This window comes from Fischerella sp. JS2 (assembly GCF_032393985.1).
In the GTDB taxonomy this organism is placed as follows: domain Bacteria; phylum Cyanobacteriota; class Cyanobacteriia; order Cyanobacteriales; family Nostocaceae; genus Fischerella.
The window spans coordinates 6,606,199-6,632,108 of record NZ_CP135918.1 but is presented as its reverse complement, the minus strand read 5'-3'; the positions used below and the strand labels follow the sequence as shown (position 1 = coordinate 6,632,108).

Sequence of the window (25,910 nt, the reverse complement as noted above, 5' to 3'; positions counted from 1 at the left end):
TTTAAGCGCATTTATAATATGTTCGTACAATTTGCAAAGTAGAAATTAGGGAGCGGGGATTAGGGGTCAGGGATCGGGAGAAGCTAAAGGAAAACTTTCTTCCTTGTCCCTCTTCGCCCCCTAATCCCCTCCAGGGGACCCCGAGTTCCCCCTTGTCCTCCCAATCCCCAATCCCTAAAATTATGAAACAATATGAACTGACCATCGGTTGGCTATATCCTACGCTCATGAGTACCTACGGTGATCGCGGTAATGTGATTGTCTTAGAACGTCGTTGCCAGTGGCGGGAATATAATGTCAAAGTGTTGCCCTTAGACCAAAATGCTACAGCAGACGATATCAAATCTGTAGATTTAATTGTGGGTGGTGGCGCTCAAGACCGTCAACAAGAAATAGTCATGCGTGACTTGCAGGGTGCAAAAGCAGAAGCAATGCGCGAAAAAATTGAAAATGGTACTCCCGGCGTTTTTACCTGTGGTTCACCGCAACTGTTGGGACACTACTATGAACCAGGTTTTGGACAACGCATTCAGGGCTTAGGCATATTAGACATCGTATCAGTACATCCTGGTGAAAATGTCCAGCGCTGTATCGGTAACTTAGTCGTGGAAGTGACTGCAACTCGTTTAGCGCGGGATCTCCAAGAAATGACAGCTAGCAAACCATACCTCATCGGATTTGAAAATCATGGTGGACGTACTAAGCTAGGCAAAGTAGAAGCACTAGGGCGCGTAGTCTATGGCTTAGGCAATAATGGCGAAGATGGTACAGAAGGAGTATTTTATCAAAACGCGATCGCTACTTATTCTCATGGCCCGCTATTACCAAAAAATCCCTTCGTGGCAGATTGGTTAATTCAAACCGCGTTAAGACTAAAATACCAGCAGCCTATCACTCTATCAGCTATAGATGACACCTTAGCAATGCAAGGACGGCAAGCGATGTTTAAGCGGTTGCAAGTAGATTTGCTAACACCTGCCAAAGTATAAATACTAACTGTGCGTTCCTTTGCGTTAGCCTCCGCGTCCCTCAGCGTTGAAAACAGCCCACAAGTTGCAAAACTAACTACTTTGTCGAAATCACGTTAAAATCAAAAACGTTCGGTTCTAGTGGGGAGCAGCCACTAGAGGTAACGGGGAAAGTCCGGTGTAAATCCGGCGCTGTCCCGCAACTGTGAACTTAACAAAGTAAGTCAGGATGCCCGCCGAAGTTAATTTTGCTTCTAAAATATCTGCGAGGTACAGATGACCACAGCCACAAATACTTCTGCAATTTCTACACAGAATAATACTCAGCAACCCTCCCATACTTTATTTGTGTGCAAGACTTGTGCTAGCCTCTGGCAAGATGGTAAACGAGTCGGTGAGAGTGGTGGGCAAAAGTTATTAAAGCAGCTTCAAGAATTAGCTCAAGATTGGCATCTTAAAGATGATTTTCCGATTCAAGAAGTAGAATGTATGAGTGCTTGCAGTCATTCTTGTGTAGTCGCCTTTGCTGGTTCTAGAAAACTAACTTATATGTTTGGAGATTTACCAGTAGATGATAGTGCGGCTGCGATTCTCGAATGTGCTAGCAAATATTATGATAAACCAGATGGTTTGTTACCTTGGTCAGAACGTCCCGAACCCCTCAAGAAAGGCATTTTAGCAAGGATTCCTTCGTTATCTTGAAGTTTAAGTTGTAAATCAGGTTTCTGAGTTGTAAATTAGTTTCACAAGTCATAAAACAGATTCTTAACTCAAAAGTCCGGGTTTCAGTTTGTAAATATCTTATTTTCATCCAATTTCACTGGAATGCGTTCCAATACTGCTTCGGTTAAGATAAATCTCTTGGCATTTAAAATCTGTAGAGACGTGCTATGGCACGTCTCTACAGGGCAAAATTATGTCGAAAAATCCTTAATCAAACCCTTTTTTCCCGATTCCCGATCCCTTATCCTCTTTCCCTGATCGCCTACTCTTCCGCAATCAATTTTTGAAACCGCTCATCTGTGAGAAATTTTTGAAAGCTGGAGTTAGTTTTTACTGTCTTTTGACACTCAGGATTGAGACTAATGGCTTGTTGTAAGCTTTCAAGGGCCAATTCAAGATTTTTTTGCAAAGCATAACAGCAAGCTTTGTTGTAATGAGCTTCAAAGGAATCAGGAACTAGCGCAATTGCTTTGTTAAGGCTAATTAGTGCTTCTTGATAAGAACCTAATTTATTGAGCGCATTACCTCGGCTGTACCAAGCTTGGTAATTGTGAGGTTGGATAGTTAGTACTTTGTCGTAGCAAACTACTGCTTCTTTGTTGTCTCCCAAATTTCCCATGACTACACCCCGGTTGTACCAAGCTTCGTAATAATCAGGCTTGATAGCTAGTGCTTGGTCATAACAAGTTAGTGCTTCTTTGTATTTGCCTAAAGAGTATAGACTATTACCTTTGTTGTACCAGGCTTTGTAATGGTCAGGTGCGATCGCCACTGCTTTATCGCACGATGCAACTACTTCTTGATAAAAGCCCAAGGGATATAAGGCTATACTGCGGTTGTACCAGGCTTGGTCATAGTCTGGCTTGATCAGCAGCACTTTGTCGTAAGCAGCAACTGCCTCTTCGTAGTGTCCCAAAAAATACAACGCATTGCCCATGTTATACCAGGCTTGGTAATGGTCGGGTTTAAGTTCTACTACTTTGTCGCAGGATCTAACCACTTCCTCGTATAATCCCAACAGATATAGCACTACACTCCCGTTGTACCAAGCTTGATAATAGTCGGGTTTAAGTGCCAAAGCTTGGTCGTAGGAAGTAACTGCCTCGTCGTAATGTTTTAATGCATACAATGCATTACCTTTGTGATACCAAGCTTGGTAATGGTCGGGTTTAAGCGTCAGTACTTGATCGTAGGAAGCAACAGCCTCTTCATAACGCCCCAAGTTCTCTAGTGCTTGGCATCGACTGTAATAAGCTTGGTGATAGTCTGGTTTGATAGCTAGTGCTTTATCGTAGGAAACTACTGCTTCTTGATCGCGTCCCAAAAAATACAAAGCAATGCCTCGATTATACCAAGCTTGATCTAAATCGGGCTTGATCGCAAGCGCCTGATCATAGGAATCAACTGCTTCTTCATAGCATCCCGATAGGTGCAATGCTAGACTCCGATTATACCAACCTTGGTAAGAGTTACTCTTCAGGGCTAGGGCTTTGTCATAGGATGCAACTGCTTCTTCATAACTTGCTAATAAGTACAGTGCAATACCACGGTAAAACCAAATATCAGAGATTTCACAGTTGAAAGTGAGGAGATGATCGAAGCAAGTTAAGGCTTGTTTGGGGTGATTGAAGTTTAAGAGTTGACAGCCAAAAGTAAAGAGTTTACCCAGCATTTGCTGGGGATATCTATCCGTTAGCCGCAAAATCAAGTGGGATAGGGAATCAACATATTCATTCGCATCCACTTGCTTGGCTTTGGCTTCTATTTGTCCTTGGCGAGGATTAAGGATGTGTTCACTTTCAATCAGATCATTTAGGACTCTGCGAATTAACCAACGATGTTGTAACTGTTGCTGGGATTGATCCCCAATCATTAATAAAGCAGCTGGTTCTAGGATGAATCGCTCAACTGCAAGATTAAATTGTTGGAGCAAATCTACAGCATTGTAAATATATCGGCTAGCTGGATGTTTTTTGATGGCATCTGCGTAGCACTTTTCCCAAGTCTGTTGACAAGCTTCAATGTAATTATTAGAGCTTAAAGATAAGCCTTTATTTCTCAACCGACGGAGATTTGCAACTACATTTGTGAAAGTGTGGTCATTTTTCTGGGCGATCGCTAAATAATCTTCTTCGTTAGTTTTTATCTTATTTTGAGGAACAGTATTACTTAATAACTGAACAATCGCCGCATTTTCTGGTTCTGGTAATTGATAAACCTGAAAACGCTTCTGTTGCAGTTTTTCCCATTCACTTGCGGCAGTGGCAATCACCCGTATTTTATCCTGACCGCAGAACTGTTCATAAATTTCTAGAACTCGCCACAGTCGCTGTTGTAAAGGCACAGTCAAAGGGGCTAATTCAGATTCTTCTAGTCCGATAGGCAGTTTGGGGAGGCGATCGTCTATCCTCTGATGGAGATTATCAAGCACAAACAACAACTTGCGATTAGCAGCAATTTTTTGTAGTTGCTCTTGGTTTGGTTCATCTATCCATCCATTAGATTTTAGCCAAAGAACTGTCCAGCCTTCTCGGTTATAAAGTTGTGCTAATTCAGCGGCTTCTCGAGTTTTCCCGATTCCTGCTTGTCCGACAATCAAAAGCCAACGGAATTCTTCTAATTGATTTTCCAATTCTCGCCGCACATTACGATCAGCTTGTCGCATTTGATAAGGAATACAGGAATCTGCTAAGGGATCATTGCTATCCTCACCGAAAGCCACAGATAATACATTTCCATTGGGTTTGATAACCTCAAAGGGAAACATGGAAGGAGGTATTTGTCTAATCCGCCTCTGTTGCATGTAACACCACACAAGTCTAACAACGGCATTAATTTAGGGTGTGAGCAACGTGCAAAGAAAGGATATGAATAAGTTCACCACAGTTTTTTGTAGGTGGATCAAAGGTAAGGATAAAAATGTAATTATTTCCCTTTTAACCTTGAATCTTAACCTAATCAAAAATTATCAAATTTGGGTTGGTGAATTAATATTTAATCCTTCTTTCATCTTGATATAACTCTCAGCTACTCACCCAATTGCTTGAAAATCTAAGCCCAAAAATATTCGATTGCGTATTTAAATTCTCTTTCTTGAAACCTGAACAAAGGAATCATCCCAACTTGGCAACTTGGCGGTGTCAACCAAATTACACAAACTCAACCCACCTGCACGAGTTGATATAACAATACCAGGCGGAGTTTGCCTGTATAACTGCGATTTTCAATCGCCAGGGATTTTTTGCACATATGAGATGCTTCCTGAGCAAGTTACTCAAATATTATCCCATAACTAAATAAATAAGAGTTAACTGAAATCAGTGAACAGTAAACAGTGTAGACGCGCTCATAGGCTTCCCGTAGGGTACAGTTATCAAGCGCATGGTTGGGGATTAAAAGGGAACAGGGAACAGGGGGTAAGCAAGGGGAATAGTAAAATCCAAGGCGTTGCTGAATAAAGGTATGTTTTAGGCAGGTAAGGGAACAGAACGATATTTGAGGTAGTGCAATAACAATCGAACAGAGTATCTCAGCATTTCCTCGGTTTTGGAATAACATAAAGTTTTACGATGAAGACGAGCCAAATAATGTCTAAGCCTTGTGTTTTCATTTTCGACTCGTGTCATGTAGGTCTTACTCACAATTTGGTCACCATCAGGAACAAAACAAGGGTAAACAGGGTATCCATCTGTGACGTAAAAATAACTCTGCCAACACTGGACAATGTTCCATAACTGTTGGAAAGTAGTCGAACTACGATCACCTAAAACCCAAGCAAGAATACCTTGAGTAAAGTGATTTACCGCCGTCCACAACCAGATTTTATTTTTTTTGAACCAATAAATGTTTCTAATTCATCTAGTTCTCCCACCTGCGGAATTTCCTTTGAATTTGGTGTATCCGCCAATTGTGTACCCACTCGTTTAACCCAATGAATAATGGTAGTATGATGAACGTTTTTCACCCTTTCAATTCCACGAAATCCCATACCATTGACGTACATTTTTAGGCATTCTTGTTTGATTTCATCCGAGTAGCCCCTGGGTGGTTTATAGACATCAATGAATTGACGACCACAATCACAGCAAATGTGATTCTGTTTACCTCTTTTCTTTCCATTCTTACGGTTATGACAAGATCCACAGCGTGGACATTCCATGATTAATTGACCTCAATTCATACCGCTATTATGCAACGCCAAATCCAATTACCCATTACCAATTACCTATTACCAGCCTCTAGGGCAAGACTTGAATCAATTGGTATTGTTGCACAGTACCCAAAACACGATGAGGTGTAGATAAATTAGTTGCTTGTTTTGCAGAGATCCAAGCATAGCTATAAACTGGTAGTTCTGAAATTTGCTGTACATCTTCTCCGTGATGAGGAGTGTAAAAATCAAGTAGCACCCCTGTTTTTCCCCCAACTTTCACAAAGTGGATGGAATGATTCTGCAAAATATGAGCGATCGCAGGCTGTGCTAAAAAAGTTCTCATGTGTGGATTGTAATCACTCAAAAAGCCATTACTACCAGCAACAGCCAAAGCTAACCAAGCTGGAATTAACCAACCAGTCAACCAGTAGTTGGAATTCAAAAACTTTTTACCAAAGCGGTAACGACCAATCCAAACTAAAGGTAAAATCAACCAACCACAGCCTAGAGCCAAACCAACAGTTGCATATTTACGAATATCAGCACTACCCCAAATAAAAGCCAATATACTCATCAACAACAATAAAATAGCTAACACACCAAATCCATAGCTGAGATTGCAAAAAAGTTTCTGAAATCGGGGTTTCTGTGATGGGGTGATGGGGTGTAGACGAGGCAGTGCGGTGGACGGGTTTCCCGGCATAAAGCATCTGCCGTGCGCTTTACTCGGCTTCCCGTAGGGTAGGGGAGATGGGGAGAACTTAGAATTAAACTCTTCCCACCGGGAAGTTTCCCCATCAAAACCCACACTACCCAGCCAATCCAGCCCGACAGCCGCCAGCAACGCTATAAAAGGATATAGTGAAAGACTGTAGTGAGGTAAACGAGTAGAAAAAAGACTAAGTTCAAAAAATAAAACTAATGGTAAACCAACCAATATCAAATGATAGCGAGGAATAGGACGACGCCAAGCCACAAATAAACCCAAAAGACCAAAGAAAAACCAAGGAAAGGCTTTAATCGGGAGATTCCATAAATAAAATAAAATTCCATTTCCAGAACGTTCTTTAGAACCTAAACGAAATACAAATCGCAATAATTCTTCAACACTATCACTACCGTAGTGCGAAAAATTTAACCAAAGCCAAATAAAAGTAGGAGTTAAACCCAGCAAAAATCCTAAATACAACATTGGGTTTGTGAGATGACGATGACGGCTATGTTCCCAAACCAGATAAGGAAAAAAAGCTATCATTGGCAAAAAAATCATAAAGCTTCTGACAAAAAAACCCAAACCAAAACAAACACCAACCAGAAAAGTATAAAAATAGCAATATTGAGGATTAGATTCTGCTTTTAATAAAGCTAAAATTGCCAAAAGTATCAGAAAAATCATTGGCACATCAGGCGTGCCTAAACGACAGTATTGCAACCACAGAAATTCCACACTTAAAATTGCACTAGCTAGCCAAGCAATTTTTTTATCTAATAAAATTTTCCCAATTTCATAAAGAATGATGACACTCAGTATGCCCAAAATCATACTTGGCAGACGTACACTAGCCTCACTGATACCAAATAGGGTATAAGAACTAGCAATTAACCAGTAGGGACCTGGAGTTTTATGATGGGGTTGTGACCAAGGATTGATCCAATCACCAGAATCTAATATTTGACGCGATCGCCAAGCATAAAGTCCTTCGTCATGGGCCATTAAGCTACTATGCCCAGAATTAAATAACAATAACGGCAGTATCCAAAATAACAAAGTTACGTAAGGAAAGCCTACCCAATAATGTAGATGTTGCCAAATGAACTGATAACAACGTAGTAGTTGAAATAACATTTAATTCAGACCAAATGTTGTTATATTAGCCAAAAAATATAAATAATGAAAAAATTTATACTTCCCCCTTCATCCTTTCCCCTTCATCCTTTAGTTAACTCGCCTATTTTTCAGAGTGTTTTTAATATACGTATGGTGGTACACAAATTTAAGTAAGCCAGCACAAATAAAGCTAACTCGTTGGGGTCGTCATTTGTCCAAAGTCATTGGTCATTGGTAAGGGTTCTAGGTGTATTTACTTTTCGTAATATAGTTATGTTTATTCCCACCGACTTATTTGGGTAAGTCTTCTCATAATCTCAGTTTTATGCTCCTCAGACCAGAACAACGTACTAAACTTGACGCAGGCGACGACAAACAATTTTATTCCTTTGCGCGCTTTGTCACTCATGTAGACGAAGGTTTTATTAAACAATTAACCGACTTATATCGCGATCGCCTGCAACCCAACACACGCATTTTAGATATGATGAGCAGTTGGGTTTCGCATTTACCAGAAGAAATGCAGTTTGCCCATGTGGAAGGACACGGACTCAACGCTGAGGAATTAGCACGTAATCCCCGCTTAGATCATTATTTTGTTCAGGATCTCAACGAAAATCCCCGTTTACCACTTCCAGATCAAAATTTTGATGCTGTCCTCAATTGTGTCTCTGTGCAATATTTGCAATATCCAGAAGCAGTATTTTCCGAAATTTATCGCGTCCTCAAACCAGGTGGAATTGCTATCATCAGCTTTTCTAACCGCATGTTTTTTCAAAAGGCTATCCAAGCATGGCGAGATGCATCAGAAGCAACCAGAGTTGAATTAGTTAAAGGCTATTTTACCTCTGTACCTGGATTTACTACCCCAGAAGTGATTGCCCGGCAATCAAATATACCAGCTTTTCTTCAATGGTTGGGTGCTGCGGGAGGAGATCCCTTTTATGCAGCGATCGCTAAACGCCAGAATTAAGGGTGTAAGGGTGTGAGGAGTGTGGGGGAGAGTAAATAATGAAATGACCATTGACTAATGACTAATGACCAAAATCCAAAATCGGATGATCCACACCTCAATTTCCTCCTACACCCCTACACCCCTATACCCTTACACCCTCACACCCTTGTGTCACAAAGTCTGATCAAAAAGTAAATTTTCTGTTAAAAGCACGTAGAAACCGTGATAATTGCCTTGAAAGTTTAGCATCAAGGAGAGTCAAACATGAATTTTCCTCGTGTCCGCAGAATTTTAGCTGTTGTGTTACTGTCAGTATTGTTACTGACTACAGCCTGTACTCCCAAACAACCTGGACGCTTTGACCAGGTACAACAAGAAAGTAGCCGTCAAAAAACTGGTCAAGCTGTTGCCAAACAAGCAACTCAGGGTAGCGAATTTAACAAGTTTTTTCCCCCTGCTGGAAATGGGTATGAGCGTGTATATACTCAAGAGAAAAAAGGTTTTGCTGAAGCTAAGTTAAAAAAAGGTGGTCAAGAATTAGCGATGCTGGCTATTTCTGATACTAAAAGTACACCGACAGCAGCAGCAAAATTTGCCAGCAGCACTAAGCAAATTGCTGGTTATCCAGCAGTAGAAATTGGCAAGACTCAAACTGCCATACTCGTCAACAATCGCTACCAGGTAAAAGTACTTTCTCGTTCACCATCATTTACAGCTAGCGATCGCGAAATCTGGCTAAAAAAATTTGACCTGAATGGTCTGGCAAAACTGAAATAAGAAATTGTCCTTCGTCATTTGTCCTTTGTCATTTGCTAATGACCAGTGACCAATGACCAACGACTAATGACTAATGACAAAATAAGGAGATTTTTGTGAGTAAACCCATTTTTGAGTTGGTAGACGAACTACCAACTAATAACTTGACTGTTTCGATGTTAAATTCGCTGGATTTTGTCGCCCCTGGTGAGTGGCAAAATATTGTCGGTTTTGTCAACACGATTAAAACTGTGACTGGCGAGACTGATGAAAGCTTGATTCAAGCAATTGGCGAACGAGCAATTTATCTTTACAATGATCGTTCCCAAGGCTACCAAAGGGCTATGTGGTTATATCAAACTGTTGATCGCACAGATAAAGCCCTGGGTGCAGCAGCTTTGGCTAATAAGGTAGGAGAGAAAATTCCTTTGTTTGGGTTTCTCAACTCTGTTACTCCCAAAGCAGATAAAGCTCAAACTATTGATTTGTGTTTGAAATTAGTTGCTGAGTTGGTAGCTTTTTGTAGCATCAACGGTATTCCCGGCGATAGTATTGGTGACTTTGTGGCGTCCTTGGGTGAGTATAGCGGTGAGTCACTGATTCGCATGGTGGCTTTGGTTTGTGTTGATGGTTTGATACCTCTAGGCCCGGACTTTATCAGCAAAGCCTTATCTACAATTAGTCAAACCAATCCCCAAGAGTTGGAACAAAACACAACTTTCCAAAATATGCAAGAGGCAATTCCAGGTCAAAACTCTGCCAGCAAACTGAATTTTATTGGCGAAAGTTTTCAGTCGGTTCAAGGTTGGATGAGTAATTTAGTTACTGCCAATAATTTGACGCCCCAAAAGGTTGTTCATAACTTGCAAAATTTTGTTGAAATAACTGATGACAAATTAGATTATTTAGGAGCGTTTCTAGATGTAGCAACAAATTACTACGAACATACAGGCACACAAACCCTTGCACGCCGTTTGATTGAACGGGCTGTAGCAGAAATTTAGTTGGATAACTTAATGGGTAATTAGTAATCAATTCTATTACTAATTATCCTTATTCAAAGAATAATTCCTAAGAAAAAATTCTCGCCAAAAAGTAGTTAATTAAACTGGAAATTCAGGGGTTGTATTCGATAATAATTGACGCGACTCGCTAGGTTGGCATATATAAACGTATTTTTCGTGGTGGCTGTTAGTAGCTAATGGTTAGTAGTTAGTGGTTAACAAACAACTACTAACCACTAACTACTAACTACTAACTTCCTAGCAGTCAACCTTTGAGGAAGTTAAACATACAACCCCAATGAATCAGCATCATATTGAAGTCACAGTTTCCGCCAGAAACTTTAAAGATAATATTCGCTACATCCGAGATTTTGTTGCACCTGCAAAGTTGTGCGTAGTGATGAAGGCAAATGCCTACGGACATGGTTTGAGGCAGTTAGCAACAACGGCAGTTGTGGCAGGAACAGATTACATTGGTATTTGCACAAATCCGGAGGCAACAACTATCCGTGATTTGGGTTTGGATGTCAAACTCCTGCGTTTACGCATGGCGCTACCAGAGGAATTAGAAGAGTCGATACGCCGCCTGAATATTGAAGAACAGGTGGGAACAATAGAAGCAGCAGAGTATTTATCTGATGCAGGGGTGAAGCACAACAAAAAAATTCCTGTGCATATCAATATTGATACGGGGATGGGTAGAAGTGGTTTCTTTTCATCTCAGATTGAAGAATTAAAGAAAGTTTGTACATTGCCGGGTTTATCTATTGTTGGCATTATGACTCACTTCGCCAGTGCTGATGGTAAAGTTCTGGCGTTTACACAAAAGCAGATGGAAGATTTTTATCATGTTCGTACTGCTCTTCATGATTACTTGCCCGATAATGTATTAAGTCATACTCACAATAGTGCTGCAACAGTGCGCTTGACTCCTAAATGTAATAGCTTGGTAAGGGTTGGCGCTGCCTGTTATGGGGTACGCACTTCACGGGACTTTGAAAATCCTTTAGAACTAAAACCTGTTATGTCAGTCAAAACCAGGGTAGCGCAGGTAAGGAAAATACCAGCAGGCAGAACTATTGGTTATGGCAGTTTATATACTACCCAACGCGATAGTTTAATTGCATCTTTACCTGTGGGTTTTGGTGAAGGTTATCCGCGATCGCTATTTAATAAAGGTATTGTCTTAATACAGGGTCAGCGTTGTCCAGTCGTGGGAAGAGTTTCGCTAAATATTACAACAGTAGATGTTACTGATCTACCAAAAGAAGTAAAATGGGGTGACGAGGTAGTTTTGGTTGGTAGTCAAGGTAACGAGGAGATTACCTTTGAAGAATTAGCAGATAAGTTTCAGAGTGTACATACAGAAATCAACCTGATGGCTGGTTTTATGAACCAGGTAAGTTACTTATATTGATTCAGGTGATGTGCTTTTTCCCATCATGGCACGGCAAGCAGCCGTGCTTTTATTATAGATTCAGAAGGCAGAGGGCAGATGGGGTAAGAAATTTTATACTTGGTTGTGGAAATTCCCCGTGATTAGCTGTCTTGAAAATAGCGATCAACATTAGCGACCAACTTAACAGCAAACTCATAATCCATCGGTGGGTATCGGTATACCTTACGGAAGCCTATGAGCGCGTTTACGTTAGACTTTTCATCCCCTCATTGTGGGCAGTTGCCCGTGATCTTCAAGTTTGAAACATAAGATAATTTACGTAATTCCACGGGCTTGATGAAATCTTTATTTTTACTTTCGACTACTCTTATAAACTTTGTTTTATACATACTTGCAGTTTGGTAAATTATTAACATAGCTTAAAAAAAGTGTATTTAGGCAAACAAGGGGCGAAGTTGAGTTACTATCCAGAAGGCATTCCTGCTCATGGTGGGCAGTTGGTTAATCGCATTGCTACACCAGAACAAAAAGAAGTATTTATTTCTAAGGCTGAGTTTCTGCCGCGCGTGCAACTCGATCAAAGAGCAGTTTCTGATCTAGAAATGATTGCGATCGGTGGTTTTAGTCCTCTAACTGGTTTTATGAACCAGCAAGACTATGATCGCGTTGTCGCCGAAATGCGCTTGGCGAACGGTACTGTGTGGTCAATTCCCATTACACTTTCAGTCAGCGAAGAAGTTGCGGCTTCCCTTACCGAAGGCGGTTTGGTGCGTCTGGATAACCCTGAAGGCAGATTCATCGGGGTTTTGGAACTCAGCCAAAAATATCGCTATGACAAAAAGCGAGAAGCAATCAATGTCTACCGCACCGATGATGAAAAACATCCCGGTGTACAAGTAGTCTACAATCAAGGGCCTGTGAACCTTGCAGGTGATATTTGGTTATTAGAACGCGATCCCCATCCCTACTTCCCCACCTACCAAATCGATCCTGCCGAGTCCCGGCAATTATTTAAGCAAAAAGGCTGGAAAACCGTTGTTGGTTTCCAAACTCGTAATCCCATCCACCGCGCCCATGAATATATCCAAAAGTGTGCGCTAGAAACCGTAGATGGTCTATTTTTGCATCCCTTGGTAGGGGCAACAAAAGATGATGATATCCCTGCCGATGTGCGGATGCGTTGCTATGAAATTTTGCTAGAAAACTACTATCCCCAAGATCGGGTAATTCTAGCAATCAATCCTTCGGCAATGCGTTACGCTGGGCCTCGTGAAGCGATTTTCCATGCCTTAATCCGCAAAAATTATGGCTGTACTCACTTTATCGTTGGGCGGGATCATGCAGGCGTTGGTGATTACTACGGAACCTATGACGCCCAATACATATTTGATGAGTTTACACCAGAGGAAATTGGCATCACGCCAATGATGTTTGAACACGCCTTCTACTGCACCCGTACTAAGCAGATGGCGACGACTAAAACCAGTCCCAGCAAACCAGAGGAACGCGTTCACCTATCGGGTACAAAAGTACGGGAAATGCTGCGTCGAGGCGAGTTACCTCCACCAGAATTTTCCCGCCCAGAGGTAGCAGCAGAACTAGCACGGGCGATGAAAGTGAGTGTTTAACAGTGAACAGTTTTCATTGATAACTGATAACTGATAACTGCTCCAAAACTTTACACTACAGCCCTCTGCCCGATAAGCTTAATAAGCTGGTGGACTAAGGGCTGATAGCAATTATGAAGCGGCGGACGTTTTTGCAACGGTTTGGCTCCATACTCGCGGCGTTGGGTGTCGCAGAAGCTGAGTGGTTCCAATTTGGAACTCGTTATCAGCAGGCATTAGCGCAACCCAGTCCGCGTAAACTGGCGTTATTGGTAGGTATCAACCAATATTCTGAAAGTCCAGCACTGAATGGTTGTCTGGTAGATGTGGAACTGCAAAAAGAGGTTTTAATCCATCGTTGTGGTTTCCAAGCGTCAGATATTTTGTCTCTGACTGATGAACAAGCCAGTAGAGAATTTATTGAAGCTGCTTTTTTAGAGCATTTGATTAGACAAGCAAAACCCGGTGATCTAGTTGTATTCCACTTTAGCGGCTATGGTAGTCGTGTCCGCTTGGGGAACACACCAGAAGCGATACAAAATGCTCTTGTTCCCGTAGATGGAATTGAAGCAAAATCACAAGTTCCAAAAATTGTCAACTATTTATTAGAAGAAACCCTACTGTTGATGTTGCGATCGCTTCCTACAGATCGAGTTACAGCAGTATTAGACACCAGTTACTATGCACCTACTAGCATTTTGACAGCGCCTTTGCGAGTTCGCGCCCGCCAAACGCCACAAGAAGCGATTTTAGTAGATGCAGAACTCGATTTTCAAAAACAACTCCAACAAAAAGCCTCTACAGAACAGCCAGGAGTCATACTGTCTGCAACCTCCGCTCCCAACCAACTAGCACGGGAAATCCAATATTCTGGTTTTAGTGCCGGATTATTTACCTACACCTTGACACAATATCTCTGGGAAACAACACCAACAATCACAATTCCCGTGTTTAGCTCCCGGGTAGAGAGTGCAATGCAGCAGTTAGGTAGTAGACAGCAACCAGGCTTGTTGATCGGTAAAAAAAATCAGCAGCGAGTCCAACTCAACGAGAACTTTTTCCTAAATAATCCTGGTGCAGAGGGAGTAATAACAGCAACCGAAGAAGATGGCAAAACAGTACAAGTATGGTTAGCAGGAATTCCACCCCATGTACTGGAACACTACGGTGTGAATTCTCGGTTGCATCTGGTGAGTCAAACAGGTGTAACTACAGAATTAATCGTGCGATCGCGTAGTGGCTTGACAGCAAAAACGCAGATTTCCTCTACTGAGGATAAAACATCTCCCCAAGTCGGGCAACTTGTTCAAGAAGCAGTGCGAGTCTTACCCCGAAACATCAACTTAATAGTTGCTTTAGATGGAGAACTAGAAAGAATTGAACGGGTAGATGCTACCAGCGCCTTTGCTACAGTCGATCATGTGACAAGTGTAGTTGCAGGAGAACAACCAGCCGACTATGTATTTGGTAAACGTCCAGACACCAAAAACAAAGACTTAATTGCTTCCACCTCATTAATAGTCTCTCCCAGTCGCTATGGCTTATTTTCTTCTAGCAGCGAGAGAGTTCCCAATACCTTTGGCGAAGCAGGAGAAGCAGTCAAAGTCGCAGTACAGAGGTTAAGTCCCAAACTACAAACCCTTCTGTCAGCAAAATTGTGGCGACTCACAGATAACGAAGGTTCTTCCCGATTGAAGGTGAAAGCAACTCTAGAAATAATTAGTGGAATTGCACCTCGTGCAGTCATGCACCGCGAAACACTACGAACTGATCAACCAGAAACTACTAACAAGAAATTAGCTAATCCTGAACCAGGACACACCCCGACTATATCTATTGGGAGTCGGGTACAGTATCGCGTGCAAAACATGGGCAACAGCCCAATCTACTCTATACTTTTGGGACTAAATAGCGCTAAGAATGCGATCGCTCTTTACCCCTGGCAAAAAGTCACACAAACCGATGAGTCCCCAGAACCACAGCTGAGTGATATTACCATTACTCCCGGCGAAACCCTGACAATACCACAAACCACATCTGGTTTTGAGTGGGTAATCCAAGGACCACCTGCCATTAGTGAAACCCAATTAATTTTTAGCACAGCTCCATTTACCCAAACCCTCAACGCCTTGGCAGCTGCCAAACACCCACGGGCCGATCAACAACGTATTCTCCCAATATTAAACCCTCTAGAAGTTGCCCATGCCCTTCTGCAAGACTTACACAATGCTAGTACCACAACAGCCGATCCTAATACTATACCTACTGACTCCTATGTATTGGATGTAAATAACTGGGCAAGTTTAGGTTTTCTGTTTCAGGTGGTTTAATAGTGAGCATCCCAATTTTTCAATTATTCACGGGATAAAGCAAAAACCCTTTAGAGTTTCTTACCTTTGCGCTCTTTGTGTTCTTTACGATTCGTTTCTTCATTCTTGAGCGTAGAGGCAAAATACATCAATACCAATTCTTTATAAAATACACTGCTTTCAACTCAAACGAATACCTACTCCAAATCATCTTCTTTTTTCGACTTCTTATTCTCAACTGTATACTTAATCTCTAACTGCTCAGCAGCACGATAACTTTTTTCCTCACCAGTACCATAAACAACCTGTAAATTCCCTCTTCTGTTCTCCTTCTCTTGGCGATCTTGGCGTTGTGGCGGTACCCTGCGGGAAGCCACTTGCGCGTCTACATTTCTCACCCCTCTTCTCCTCGCCGAAGTTCCCTCTTCCGCCGTATCTTGCGCCACCACCTCATATAAAATCGCCTGCTTATGATTATCCTTACCCTTCCTTAACACCCTTCCCAATCTCTGAATATATTCTCTGGCCGAACCCGTACCCGATAAAATAATCGCTACACTCGCCGCCGGCACATCTACCCCCTCATTCAACACATGGGAAGCAACAACAGTCTTATACTCCCCCTCCCGAAACTTTGTTAAAACCTCATGGCGTTCCTTCACAGGGGTTTGATGAGTAATTGCTGGAATTAAAAACTCTTGAGAAATCCGATAAACCGTAGCATTATCAGCAGTAAAAATTAAAACTCGCTCCGGGTAATGCTTCGCTAATAAATTTGCTAAAATTCTTAACTTTCCATCTGTACCAACAGCAATTTCTTTGGCTTGGCGATGGGCTAACATTGCTCTACGTCCGGCTTGCGATCGCGCACTCATCTGTACAAACTTTTGCCAACCCTGGATACTCCCCAAAGAAATTTTCGCTTGCTGTAAGAAATCATTACGGATTTGAATCAACTCGTTGTATTTTTCCCGTTCATGCTGGGATAGCTTGACTTTAATTTGGACAATTTCATGTTCTGCTAACGCCTTCCCTGCCAAATCTTCAGCCCTTTTGCGATATACTTCTGGGCCAATCAATATATTCAAATCAGTATGTTTCCCATCGCTGCGTTCGGGTGTCGCCGATAATCCTAAACGATAGGGTGCGATCGCATACTCTGCAATTACCCGATTAAAATCTGTTGGTAAATGATGACACTCATCAAAAATCAACAAGCCGTACTGATTTCCCAAACTTTCAGCATGAATCGCGGCACTGTCGTAAGTTGCAACCAGTATCGCTGTTTTATCCCGCGAACCACCCCCCAGTAACCCCACCTCCCCATCCGGAAACGCTGATACCAAATGTGCATACCACTGATGCATTAAATCCAACGTCGGCACAACAATTAGCGTACTGCGCGGCGTCGCTTCCATTGCCATCTGCGCCAAATAAGTTTTTCCGGCGGCAGTAGGTAGTACCACTACACCTTGTCTTCCCGCCAACTTCCAAGCCGTTAACGCCTCACTCTGGTGGGGGTAAGGTTCCATTTCCAAACTAGAAAGCAATTCTAGAGAAGTAAAACCCTTCGCCTCATCAACAAAATAGGTATCTTCCGCTTGCAGTGCTTCCACCAAAGCACGATATTTGCTCGCCGGAATGCGGAACTTTTCAACTCTATCATCCCATACAGCGTAATCTGTCCAAGCTTTGCCACGCGGTGGTGGATGCAAAATTAATGTGCCACGATCAAAAGTTAATGTGGGGGTACGAGCCATTTTTAGCGTTCTCTCAAATAGTCATTTGTTATTTGTTGTTTGTTGCTTGTTTCCAGCAACTACCAAAACCAACTACCAAAAAAATTTACTTACTAAACTTATTCCCTTAACAAAAATAACTGAAAACGTGCATGATTAAACCGACAGACACAGATAAAGAGCAACTTGATATATTCCTGAAACAAGTGATGTCTCACTGGCAAAATCCTGCTAGTATTTTCGACTCTTACACCACACAAAGACAGAAAATGATGCTTGACCGACTACGATTACAAGCACAGATTATGTTAATTGTTGGACTAACAGTAATCGCCTTTTTTTTATGGGTGAATGTACAAGCAGCAGGGAAAATATCTGCTTTTAAGATTGGTCTGGTTGTCGAGTTAATGATTGGAGCTTGTTGGTTTCTCTGTCAAAATAATTTTGGTCGTCGTTATCCTCAAATTATCTTTTTGACTCTTTGTTGGTCTGTAACTTGCATTGCCCAAATTGCTACAGCTTTGTTTTTTAATTTTGTGGAGCCAAGAATAGGTATTTTGATTCTTATGTTTCTCACCCAGGCAACAATGGTTCCTGTTCTCTGGCATTTACATTTAATCTCTCAAATTGGGACTATTACATGCTATCTTGTTTTATATTTTTTCTATAATTCTACTTTAAAATATCCATTTACTTATTATGTAGAACAAGGCATATATTTGTTTTGGACTTGTATTATTTGTAATTTTTCTGTTTATTTATATGAAAAATTACGTAAAAATGAATATAACACTCGTAAAGAATTAGAATTAGCTCAAGAAAAGTCAGAAAGATTATTACTAAATATTTTACCAGAAATGATAGCAGAAAAGCTCAAACATCAGCATACAACTATTGCTGATAGCTTTCATGAAGTATCGGTTTTATTTGCTGATCTTGTAGGCTTTACAGAACTTTCTAGTAATATACCTCCCCAAAGATTAGTGGAATTGTTAAATGAAATTTTTACTATCTTCGACAAATTAGCCGAACATCACCAAATAGAAAAAATTAAGACCATTGGCGATGCTTACATGGCTGTAGCTGGTTTACCAATTCCCCGCAGCGATCATGCACAAGCGATTGCTTATATGGCGTTAGATATGCAAAAGGCGATTAATAAGTTTAATCAAGAAAGAAACTTATCATTTTGTATTCGTATTGGTATTAGCACAGACCCTGTAGTTGCAGGAGTAATTGGATTAAAAAAATTTGCTTATGATCTATGGGGAGATACTGTCAATACTGCTAGTAGAATGGAATCACACGGTTTAGCTGGCTGCATTCAAGTTTGCGAAGCTTCTCATCAATGTTTAAAAGAGAAATTTGTATTGGAAAAACGAGGATTGATTAAGATTAAAGGTAAGGGAGAAATGATGACTTATTTACTCAAAAGTGCGATCGCTAATTAATAGCCCTTCGGGCAAGGCAGAACGCAGAAAGAAGGTTTCAGAAAAATTTTTTGCTCCTATTGACGTAACAAGCTAACTAAATGGGAAAGTTCTGGCAAAATTAGTTTTTCCATCGCTAATTGCACCGCATTGCTAGAACCAGGAAGAGAAAAAATTAATTTACTTTGATAAACACCAGCAACAGCGCGAGAAGCGATCGCTCGGGAACCAATTTCCTGATAACTTAAAAAGCGAAACAATTCACCAAATCCAGGCAAAGTCTTTTCTAACAACTTTTCTATGGCATCATAGGTAGTATCTCTTGCAGCGATACCCGTGCCACCAGTGAAAATTACAGCATCTAAATTGGAATTTTTACCCAGCAGTTCTAACTGTTCTTGGATTTGAGTTGGTTCATCTTTAACAATCGTGTATACCCCGACTATATGGTTAACATCTCGGAGTAATTGTTGAATTAACTGACCACTTTTATCTGTGGATTGGGAACGTGTATCGCTAACGGTAACTACAGCACAAGTTACCGTCAACATTTGAGAATCTGAATGAGGAATATTAGTCATTTATTTGTTGTTTGGTGTTCGTTGGTTGTTGGTTGTGATTGGTTGTTTGAGCAAACACCTACCAACTATCAACCATCAACAAAATTCCTTAGCCAATGACCAATGAATTTTTAAGATTTATTAAATCCCAAGTCATTTTCTTCTGCATATCTTTGCATAAACCGCATAAAGCGATCCCATTGTTCTTTAGATTTCATTAAATAAACAGCTTCCAAGGCTTCTGGTTTACCGTTGACAAATCTACCTTTGACCTCGCGGGTGACAATTTCCCCTTCTTCGTCAATCATGTACATACCGGTGATGTCTTCGGTATTGGTACTATCTAATGCTTTGGGATTTTGAAAAATAAACGTTGCAGTACCACTTTCACCAGTGCGCGATCGCGTCAAGCGTACTTCTGGAATTACTTCTTCGTCAATACCTTTAGAAAACTGGATTTTTGCCATGATGAGTGATTTTAAAGTTTTGTGATGCTTAAATTAATATTCTCTCATCTTTTAGTACAAATAAGCCTAGATAATGATGAGATAGATTGCCTATGTGTAAACACTTATATACTTTCTTTATCTAGTATTAAGGTCACAGGCCCATCATTTTCAATAGTAACTTGCATCATTGCTCCAAATTTACCAGTTTCTACATTCAAACCACTCTCCCGTAACTTGGCAACAAAGCGATTATATAAATCTTCAGCTGTTTGAGGGGCTGCTGAACGATCAAATGACGGTCGTCGACCTTTGCGACAGTCACCGTAAAGCGTGAACTGACTAACTACTAGCAACTCACCACGGATCTCTTGTACAGATTTTTGCCATCTATCTCCGCCTTCTTGGTCAGGGAACAATCGCACTTCCAAACATTTACGTACCATCCAGTCAAGTTCAGCATCAGTATCACTATCAGCAATACCCACAAGCAAATTCAGTCCTCGTCCAATTTTGCCGATAATTTCACCATTAACTATGACTTGAGATGATTTAACTCGCTGAATCACAACACGCATTATTTAAAGTGAAGTCTTAAGTGTTATGTATACTGTATTATTTTTTATTTCACTTAATACTTCTTCATGTTCGATAATCTGTGTAAATTCCTTGCTGAAACCTTCTCAAGTGATTTTGCCAGTTGGCTATTAGGAGAACCAGTTACCCTCACCGAGTTAAGTCCCTCTGAACTCTCTGTTGAGCCGATTCGTGCCGATGCACTAATATTACTCCAATCCGATCAAGTTATACTTCATTTGGAATTTCAAACTCAACCCAAAACCGAAATTCCATTTCGGATGGCAGATTATCGACTGCGTGTGTATCGGCGTTTTCCTCACAAACGCATGAATCAAGTTGTGATTTACCTACAAAAGACGACTTCTGATCTGGTACAACAAAATACATTTACTCTAGAAAGAACTCATCACGAGTTTGATATCATTCGCTTATGGGAGCAACCAACCAGTGTGTTCTTGCAATATCCAGGTTTATTACCGTTTGCAGTCTTGAGTCAGACTAATGACCGCACTGAAACACTTAGACAAGTCGCTCAAATAATTTCTAATATTAAAGATCAACGTACACAAAGTAATATTGCAGCATCAACGTTCATCCTAGCTGGGCTAGTATTAAATAAAGACACAATTCAACAGTTGCTGCGAAAAGAACTTATGCAAGAGTCAGTAACTTATCAAGCTTTAATTGATGAAGGTCGGGCTGAAGGTCGGGCTATAGGTCGGGCTGAAGGTCGGGCTGAAGGTCGGGCTGAAGGTATTCAAGAAGGTATTCGACGGGTTGCTATCAACCTTTTCAAAGAGGGAATGTCAAGAGAAATGGTAGCAAAGTTGACAGGTTTATCAGTAGAACAGTTGCAACAGTTGGAGATTTCAGAGTCTGAAAACTCACAAGAATAAAAAAACTAATTATTCCCTCACCTCAAGGTACTTGTTAAGAAGGCAGGAGGCCCACGATAGTGGGGTTGGGGGAAACCCTCCAATGCAGGGGTCCTTTATGCTGGGGAAAGAGTCCACTGCACTGGTGGTGGCTTTCTCTCTACCCTCTGCCTTTCGTTGGTCATTAGTCCTTAGCTATTCTCATGACAAATGACTATTTCCCGAATCCTTTACCACGAGTCGTAGAAGGAATACATAAACAGTTTTCTAATTGTTCTCGCAATTTATCATGGTCTAAATTTTGACCAATTAGTACTAATTGATTTTTCTTTTCGCCTTTCCACTCATCATCATCTAAGGTAAAGCGTTTACCACAAAGGTGAAAAATGTGTCGCTTGGGACTTTCATCAAACCACATAATACCTTTTGCGCGGAAAATAGTATCGGGAAGTTGGTTATCTAAGAAATACTGAAATTTTCTGATTGCAAAAGGTTTGTCACTCTCAAAAGAGATTGAGGTAAAGCCATCATTTTCCAGATGATTGGAATGATGGTGATGGTGATGATGATGATGATCGTGGTCGTGGTGGTCGTGACCAGATTCTGAGTGGTCATGATCATGATCGTGATGGTCGTGCCCACATTCTGAGTGGTCATGATCATGGTCGTGGTGGTCGTGATCATGCGCTTCAACAGCGTCAAAATACTTATCTGTTTCAAACAGACCAACACTGAGAATTAAAGGTAGTGGTACTTGTGCGTTCTTGGTACGAATAATTCTCGCACCTTCCTTAACCTCTCGAATTTTTGCTTCTAGGGTTTCTAATTCTGCTTCAGAAACTAAATCTGTCTTATTCAACAAAATCACATCACCATAGGCAATCTGACTGTAAGCTGCTTGAGAATTAAATAAATCTAGGCTGTAATTTGCTGCATCGACAACAGTGATAATCGAATCGAGACGAGTTAAATCTCGTAATTCCGTGCCCAGAAATGTTAAGGCAACTGGTAGTGGATCTGCTAGTCCAGTTGTTTCTACAACTAAATAATCTATATTTTCTTGACGTTCCAAAACTTTGTAAACGGCATCGACCAAATCATTATTAATGGTGCAACATATACAACCATTACTTAACTCCACCATATTATTATCATCGTCAGTGGAGATAATTAACTCGTTATCGATGCCAATCTCACCGAATTCATTTACTAAAACAGCAGTTTTTAAACCTTGCTGATTGCTCAAGATATGATTGAGTAAAGTTGTTTTTCCACTGCCAAGAAAACCAGTAATAATTGTGACTGGTAATCCTTGTTTTGGGGCATCCATTGAATGAGATTCAGAAGTAGCTGCTTGCATAACACTGCCATCAAATGAGTCAAACTAAAGAATGTAGCGTAGAGAGTCAATAAAACACTAGCATAGGGATGCTGAATCAACGTCCCAGTTGCTTTAACCTATTATTGCGTATCTCAATTCAGTATTACTGTGTTATGACCCTAACTGTTTACAATACCCTCACTCGTCGCCAAGAACCTTTGGAAACAATTGAGCCTGGAAAAGTTAAGATGTATTGCTGCGGCGTGACGGTGTATGACTATTGCCATTTGGGTCATGCTCGTTCCTACATAGTTTGGGATACTATACGTCGTTATCTGCAATGGCGCGGTTATCAAGTCCACTACATCCAGAATTTTACCGATATTGACGATAAGATTCTCAACCGTGCTAGGGAACAAGGTACAACGATGGAAGCGGTATCATATCGTTTTATCGATGCTTATTTTGAAGATATCCGTCGTTTAAATGTCATGGATGCGGATGAATATCCCCGTGCAACGGAACATATTCCGGAAATCCATGAGATGATTAAAGCCTTAATGGCAAAAGATTATGCCTATGCGGCTAATGGTGATGTCTACTACAGAGTTGAGCGTTTCCCCACATATGGCAAGCTATCTGGGCGAGAACTAGAACAAATGCAAGCTGGTGCTAGCGGGAGAGTAGATGCAGAATATCAAGAAGGCAAAAAACAGCACCCCTTCGATTTTGCTTTATGGAAAGCCGCTAAACCAGGAGAACCTGCTTGGGACTCACCTTGGGGTAAAGGTCGTCCAGGGTGGCATATTGAATGTTCAGCGATGATTCGATCGCGATTAGGTGAAACAATTGATATTCATGGCGGCGGTGGTGATTTAATCTTCCCTCACCATGAAAATGAAATAGCCCAATCAGAAGCCGCCATCAACAAGCCCCTGGCACACTACTGGATGCACAACGGCATGGTAATGGTAGATGGTAAGAAAATGTCCAAGTCTCTGGGCAACTTTACTACCATTCGAGAATTATTAGATCGCCCCGTTGATCCAATGGCAGTGCGTTACTTTGTCTTGCAGGCACACTATCGCAAACCTCTTGATTTTACCGATGAAGCGATCGCTACTGCTGAAAGTAGTTGGAAAACCCTCAAAGAAGGTTTACTCTTTGGCTACGAACACGGTCAAAAACTTGGGTTTGGCAATGACGGTAATAATTTAGATAAAGAAATCATCAACAGGTTTGAAGAATCAGGAGATGATGATTTTAACTTCTCTGGTAGCCTAGCAGTACTATTTGAACTTGCCAAGGAACTACGTCGAGAGGGTAATCTTTTGGTACATGAAGGCAAAACCGAAACACCACCACAAGAATTAGCTAGACAATGGCAGACTCTGGTTACTTTAGCTGGGGTTTTGGGTTTAGAAGCTAAAGTTACAGAAGAAACAATTGGCAGTAGTGGTATTTCTGAAGCAGAAATCGAGGAGTTAATTCAAAAACGGCAAGAAGCAAGAAAAGCGAAGAATTTTGCCGAAGCAGACCGTATCCGTGATGAATTACAAACTCAAGGCATTACTTTAATAGATAGCCGTGAAGGTACGCGCTGGCATAGGGGTTGATTGGGAGGACAAGACAAGGAAGACAAGGGGGACAAGGAAAACAAACCAATTACTAACTACTAACCACTAATTACTAGCCCTTGACTTCCCCTATGGAGAGTCAAGGAAAAATCGCCAATTCTGTTTCTGGATCAAAAAAGTGGAGTTTTTCTGGTGTCAGGGATAACCATAGCTGTTCGCCCACATGTACCAGCCTATCTGGAGGTACTCGCACTTGCAAAGAATTACCAGAAGAAGTTACAGGTTGTTGGAAACTAGAATCGATAATTTTTGTAGATAAATAACTATCATTGCCGAGGTTTTCTACCAATTCGACTTGTACAGGAAGATTTCTGGTAGCTGGGACACTTAAAATTAAATGTTCTGGACGAATGCCTAATATTACAGTGCGTCCATCGTATTTTTGTAAGGCATTGCCCCAAAGTTCTGGTAAAGTAAGGCGAAAATCGCCGTTGGTAATTAATAAAGGGGCATGAAATTGCATCGGCATAAAATTCATTGGTGGTGAACCAATAAATTCAGCTACAAAAAGGTTGGCAGGACGATTATAAAGTTCCAACGGCTGGGCAACTTGTTGAATTTGACCTTGATTGAGAATTGTAATGCGATCGCCCATTGTCATCGCTTCTGTTTGATCGTGGGTAACGTAAATTGTCGTTGTTCCTAACTGGCGTTGCAGTTTGACAATTTGGGCCCGGGTTTCGGCGCGCAGTTTAGCATCGAGGTTAGAAAGCGGTTCATCCATGAGAAACACTTGCGGGTTGCGCGCGATCGCCCTTCCTAAAGCTACCCGTTGTCTTTGTCCCCCGGATAATTGTTTGGGTAAACGATTTAACAGTCCTTCAATTTGTAATAACTGGGCAACGTATTTTACCTGTTCATTTACTGAGCGTTCTTTCTCAGAAATATAACGTAGTCCCTTGGGTAAATTTCGTGTCATTCCCACTAACATCTTTTCTGCCCATTGGGAAACTCCTTCTGTCCCTACTTCCCCTACTTCCAAACAACGGCGTCGCAATCCAAAAGCAATATTGTCATACACCGACATATGGGGATAGAGGGCGTAATTTTGAAACACCATCGCAATATCTCGTTCCTTAGGCGGAAGATCGTTAACTAAGCGATCGCCTACCCAAATATTGCCTCCAGTCATGACTTCCAAACCAGCAATTAACCGTAGCAAGGTGCTTTTACCACAACCAGAAGGCCCCACCAGCACCATAAATTCACCATCTGCCACAGTCAGGTTAATTCGCCGCAAGACATTTACACTATCTGCACCTTTAGAGGCAGTTGCTTTATTCTTGTCCCCAGAGTTCAACACCAGCTGGGTTTTAGAAGTAACACTTTCTCCTCGACGAGGAGGAAAACTTTTATAAACGTTTTCTAAAATTACTTGGGCCACGAGTTTTTCAACAATGGTCAATGGTCAATGGTCATTTGTCATTCGTTAATAACTTTCAACAAATGACAAAGCATATTTAGGCTTCAGGGCTCATGATACACGTTTGCAGTGGCTACGAAAAGTTAAAAAAATAGCTTTTACTATAACAGCCACACTACCTAGAAAGTCACCTCACCCCGTCCTATCGGACACCCCTCTCCTTGTTAAGGAGAGGGGCAGGGGTGAGGTTTTTTCATG

The 25,910-nt window shown here is 41.3% G+C and carries 20 protein-coding genes and 1 riboswitch; of the genes, 11 read left to right on the top strand and 9 right to left on the bottom strand.

Translation table 11 applies throughout. The features are described from left to right. The first annotated feature begins 182 nt into the window (after positions 1-182). The gene (locus RS893_RS28440; protein ID WP_315788922.1) at positions 183-989 is read left to right on the top strand and encodes a type 1 glutamine amidotransferase; all 807 of its coding nucleotides are present in this window, start codon (positions 183-185) and stop codon (positions 987-989) included. A 95-nt stretch (positions 990-1,084) separates the two neighbouring features. After that, a riboswitch (cobalamin riboswitch) is annotated at positions 1,085-1,223 on the top strand. 21 nt (positions 1,224-1,244) lie between these two features. Beyond that, positions 1,245-1,670, top strand: a complete 426-nt coding sequence (locus RS893_RS28435; RefSeq protein WP_315788921.1) for a DUF1636 domain-containing protein — start codon at positions 1,245-1,247, stop codon at positions 1,668-1,670. Positions 1,671-1,953: 283 nt separating this feature from the next. Here RS893_RS28435 and RS893_RS28430 read toward each other — a convergent pair whose 3' ends face one another. The 3 genes from RS893_RS28430 to RS893_RS28420 form a co-directional block, all read right to left on the bottom strand. Further along, the gene (locus RS893_RS28430) at positions 1,954-4,494 is read right to left on the bottom strand and encodes a tetratricopeptide repeat protein (RefSeq protein ID WP_315788920.1); all 2,541 of its coding nucleotides are present in this window, start codon (positions 4,492-4,494) and stop codon (positions 1,954-1,956) included. A 664-nt stretch (positions 4,495-5,158) separates the two neighbouring features. Continuing rightward, positions 5,159-5,850 (bottom strand): IS1 family transposase gene (locus RS893_RS28425; RefSeq protein ID WP_315784082.1). Its coding sequence is split into 2 segments (ribosomal slippage): positions 5,159-5,526 and positions 5,526-5,850, totalling 693 coding nucleotides; the frame shifts between segments, so codons are not numbered across the junction. 79 nt (positions 5,851-5,929) lie between these two features. Then, positions 5,930-7,690 carry a glycosyltransferase family 39 protein gene (locus tag RS893_RS28420; protein ID WP_315788919.1) on the bottom strand — a complete coding sequence of 587 codons (1,761 nt, stop codon included), beginning with the start codon at positions 7,688-7,690 and terminating at the stop codon, positions 5,930-5,932. Between the two features lie 307 nt (positions 7,691-7,997). Here RS893_RS28420 and RS893_RS28415 point away from each other — a divergent pair, with 307 nt between their 5' ends. The 6 genes from RS893_RS28415 to RS893_RS28390 all read left to right on the top strand — a co-directional run bounded on the left by RS893_RS28415 (position 7,998) and on the right by RS893_RS28390 (position 15,723). Further along, the gene (locus tag RS893_RS28415; protein WP_315788918.1) at positions 7,998-8,645 is read left to right on the top strand and encodes a class I SAM-dependent methyltransferase; all 648 of its coding nucleotides are present in this window, start codon (positions 7,998-8,000) and stop codon (positions 8,643-8,645) included. A 246-nt stretch (positions 8,646-8,891) separates the two neighbouring features. Beyond that, a complete protein-coding gene (locus RS893_RS28410; protein WP_315788917.1) occupies positions 8,892-9,404 on the top strand; it encodes a hypothetical protein in 513 nt (170 codons plus the stop codon). A gap of 95 nt (positions 9,405-9,499) precedes the next feature. Then, complete coding sequence (locus tag RS893_RS28405; RefSeq protein WP_315788916.1) at positions 9,500-10,387, top strand: hypothetical protein; 888 nt, start codon at positions 9,500-9,502, stop codon at positions 10,385-10,387. Between the two features lie 298 nt (positions 10,388-10,685). Then, positions 10,686-11,804, top strand: a complete 1,119-nt coding sequence (alr, locus tag RS893_RS28400) for an alanine racemase (protein WP_315788915.1) — start codon at positions 10,686-10,688, stop codon at positions 11,802-11,804. Positions 11,805-12,241: 437 nt separating this feature from the next. Beyond that, positions 12,242-13,414 carry a sulfate adenylyltransferase gene (sat, locus tag RS893_RS28395; RefSeq protein WP_315792127.1) on the top strand — a complete coding sequence of 391 codons (1,173 nt, stop codon included), beginning with the start codon at positions 12,242-12,244 and terminating at the stop codon, positions 13,412-13,414. 113 nt (positions 13,415-13,527) lie between these two features. After that, entirely contained in the window at positions 13,528-15,723 is a 2,196-nt protein-coding gene (locus RS893_RS28390) for a caspase family protein (protein ID WP_315788914.1), read from the top strand. A gap of 176 nt (positions 15,724-15,899) precedes the next feature. Here RS893_RS28390 and RS893_RS28385 read toward each other — a convergent pair whose 3' ends face one another. Then, a complete protein-coding gene (locus RS893_RS28385; RefSeq protein WP_315788913.1) occupies positions 15,900-17,462 on the bottom strand; it encodes a DEAD/DEAH box helicase in 1,563 nt (520 codons plus the stop codon). A gap of 131 nt (positions 17,463-17,593) precedes the next feature. On the opposite strand from RS893_RS28385, the gene RS893_RS28380 reads away from it, so the two are divergent. Next, positions 17,594-18,892, top strand: a complete 1,299-nt coding sequence (locus tag RS893_RS28380) for an adenylate/guanylate cyclase domain-containing protein (RefSeq protein ID WP_315788912.1) — start codon at positions 17,594-17,596, stop codon at positions 18,890-18,892. Positions 18,893-18,948: 56 nt separating this feature from the next. Here RS893_RS28380 and RS893_RS28375 read toward each other — a convergent pair whose 3' ends face one another. The 3 genes from RS893_RS28375 to dtd all read right to left on the bottom strand — a co-directional run bounded on the left by RS893_RS28375 (position 18,949) and on the right by dtd (position 20,455). Continuing rightward, on the bottom strand, positions 18,949-19,452 hold the full coding sequence (locus RS893_RS28375; RefSeq protein ID WP_315788911.1) for a MogA/MoaB family molybdenum cofactor biosynthesis protein: 504 nt from the start codon (positions 19,450-19,452) through the stop codon (positions 18,949-18,951). 110 nt (positions 19,453-19,562) lie between these two features. Further along, positions 19,563-19,898 (bottom strand): photosystem II reaction center protein Psb28, encoded by a 336-nt coding sequence (gene psb28, locus RS893_RS28370; protein WP_315788910.1) that lies wholly within the window; start codon positions 19,896-19,898, stop codon positions 19,563-19,565. Positions 19,899-20,002: 104 nt separating this feature from the next. Next, the gene (dtd, locus tag RS893_RS28365) at positions 20,003-20,455 is read right to left on the bottom strand and encodes a D-aminoacyl-tRNA deacylase (RefSeq protein WP_315788909.1); all 453 of its coding nucleotides are present in this window, start codon (positions 20,453-20,455) and stop codon (positions 20,003-20,005) included. A 66-nt stretch (positions 20,456-20,521) separates the two neighbouring features. Here dtd and RS893_RS28360 point away from each other — a divergent pair, with 66 nt between their 5' ends. Then, entirely contained in the window at positions 20,522-21,352 is an 831-nt protein-coding gene (locus RS893_RS28360) for an Rpn family recombination-promoting nuclease/putative transposase (protein WP_315788908.1), read from the top strand. A gap of 193 nt (positions 21,353-21,545) precedes the next feature. On the opposite strand, the gene RS893_RS28355 is transcribed toward RS893_RS28360, so the two are convergent. Further along, positions 21,546-22,691 (bottom strand): GTP-binding protein, encoded by a 1,146-nt coding sequence (locus RS893_RS28355; RefSeq protein ID WP_315788907.1) that lies wholly within the window; start codon positions 22,689-22,691, stop codon positions 21,546-21,548. Positions 22,692-22,825: 134 nt separating this feature from the next. Between RS893_RS28355 and cysS the strand changes: the two genes are divergently transcribed. After that, a complete protein-coding gene (cysS, locus tag RS893_RS28350; protein WP_315788906.1) occupies positions 22,826-24,268 on the top strand; it encodes a cysteine--tRNA ligase in 1,443 nt (480 codons plus the stop codon). Positions 24,269-24,368: 100 nt separating this feature from the next. Here cysS and RS893_RS28345 read toward each other — a convergent pair whose 3' ends face one another. Continuing rightward, positions 24,369-25,673, bottom strand: coding sequence for an ABC transporter ATP-binding protein (locus RS893_RS28345; RefSeq protein WP_315792126.1), 1,305 nt, complete (start codon positions 25,671-25,673; stop codon positions 24,369-24,371). Positions 25,674-25,910: the final 237 nt, after the last annotated feature.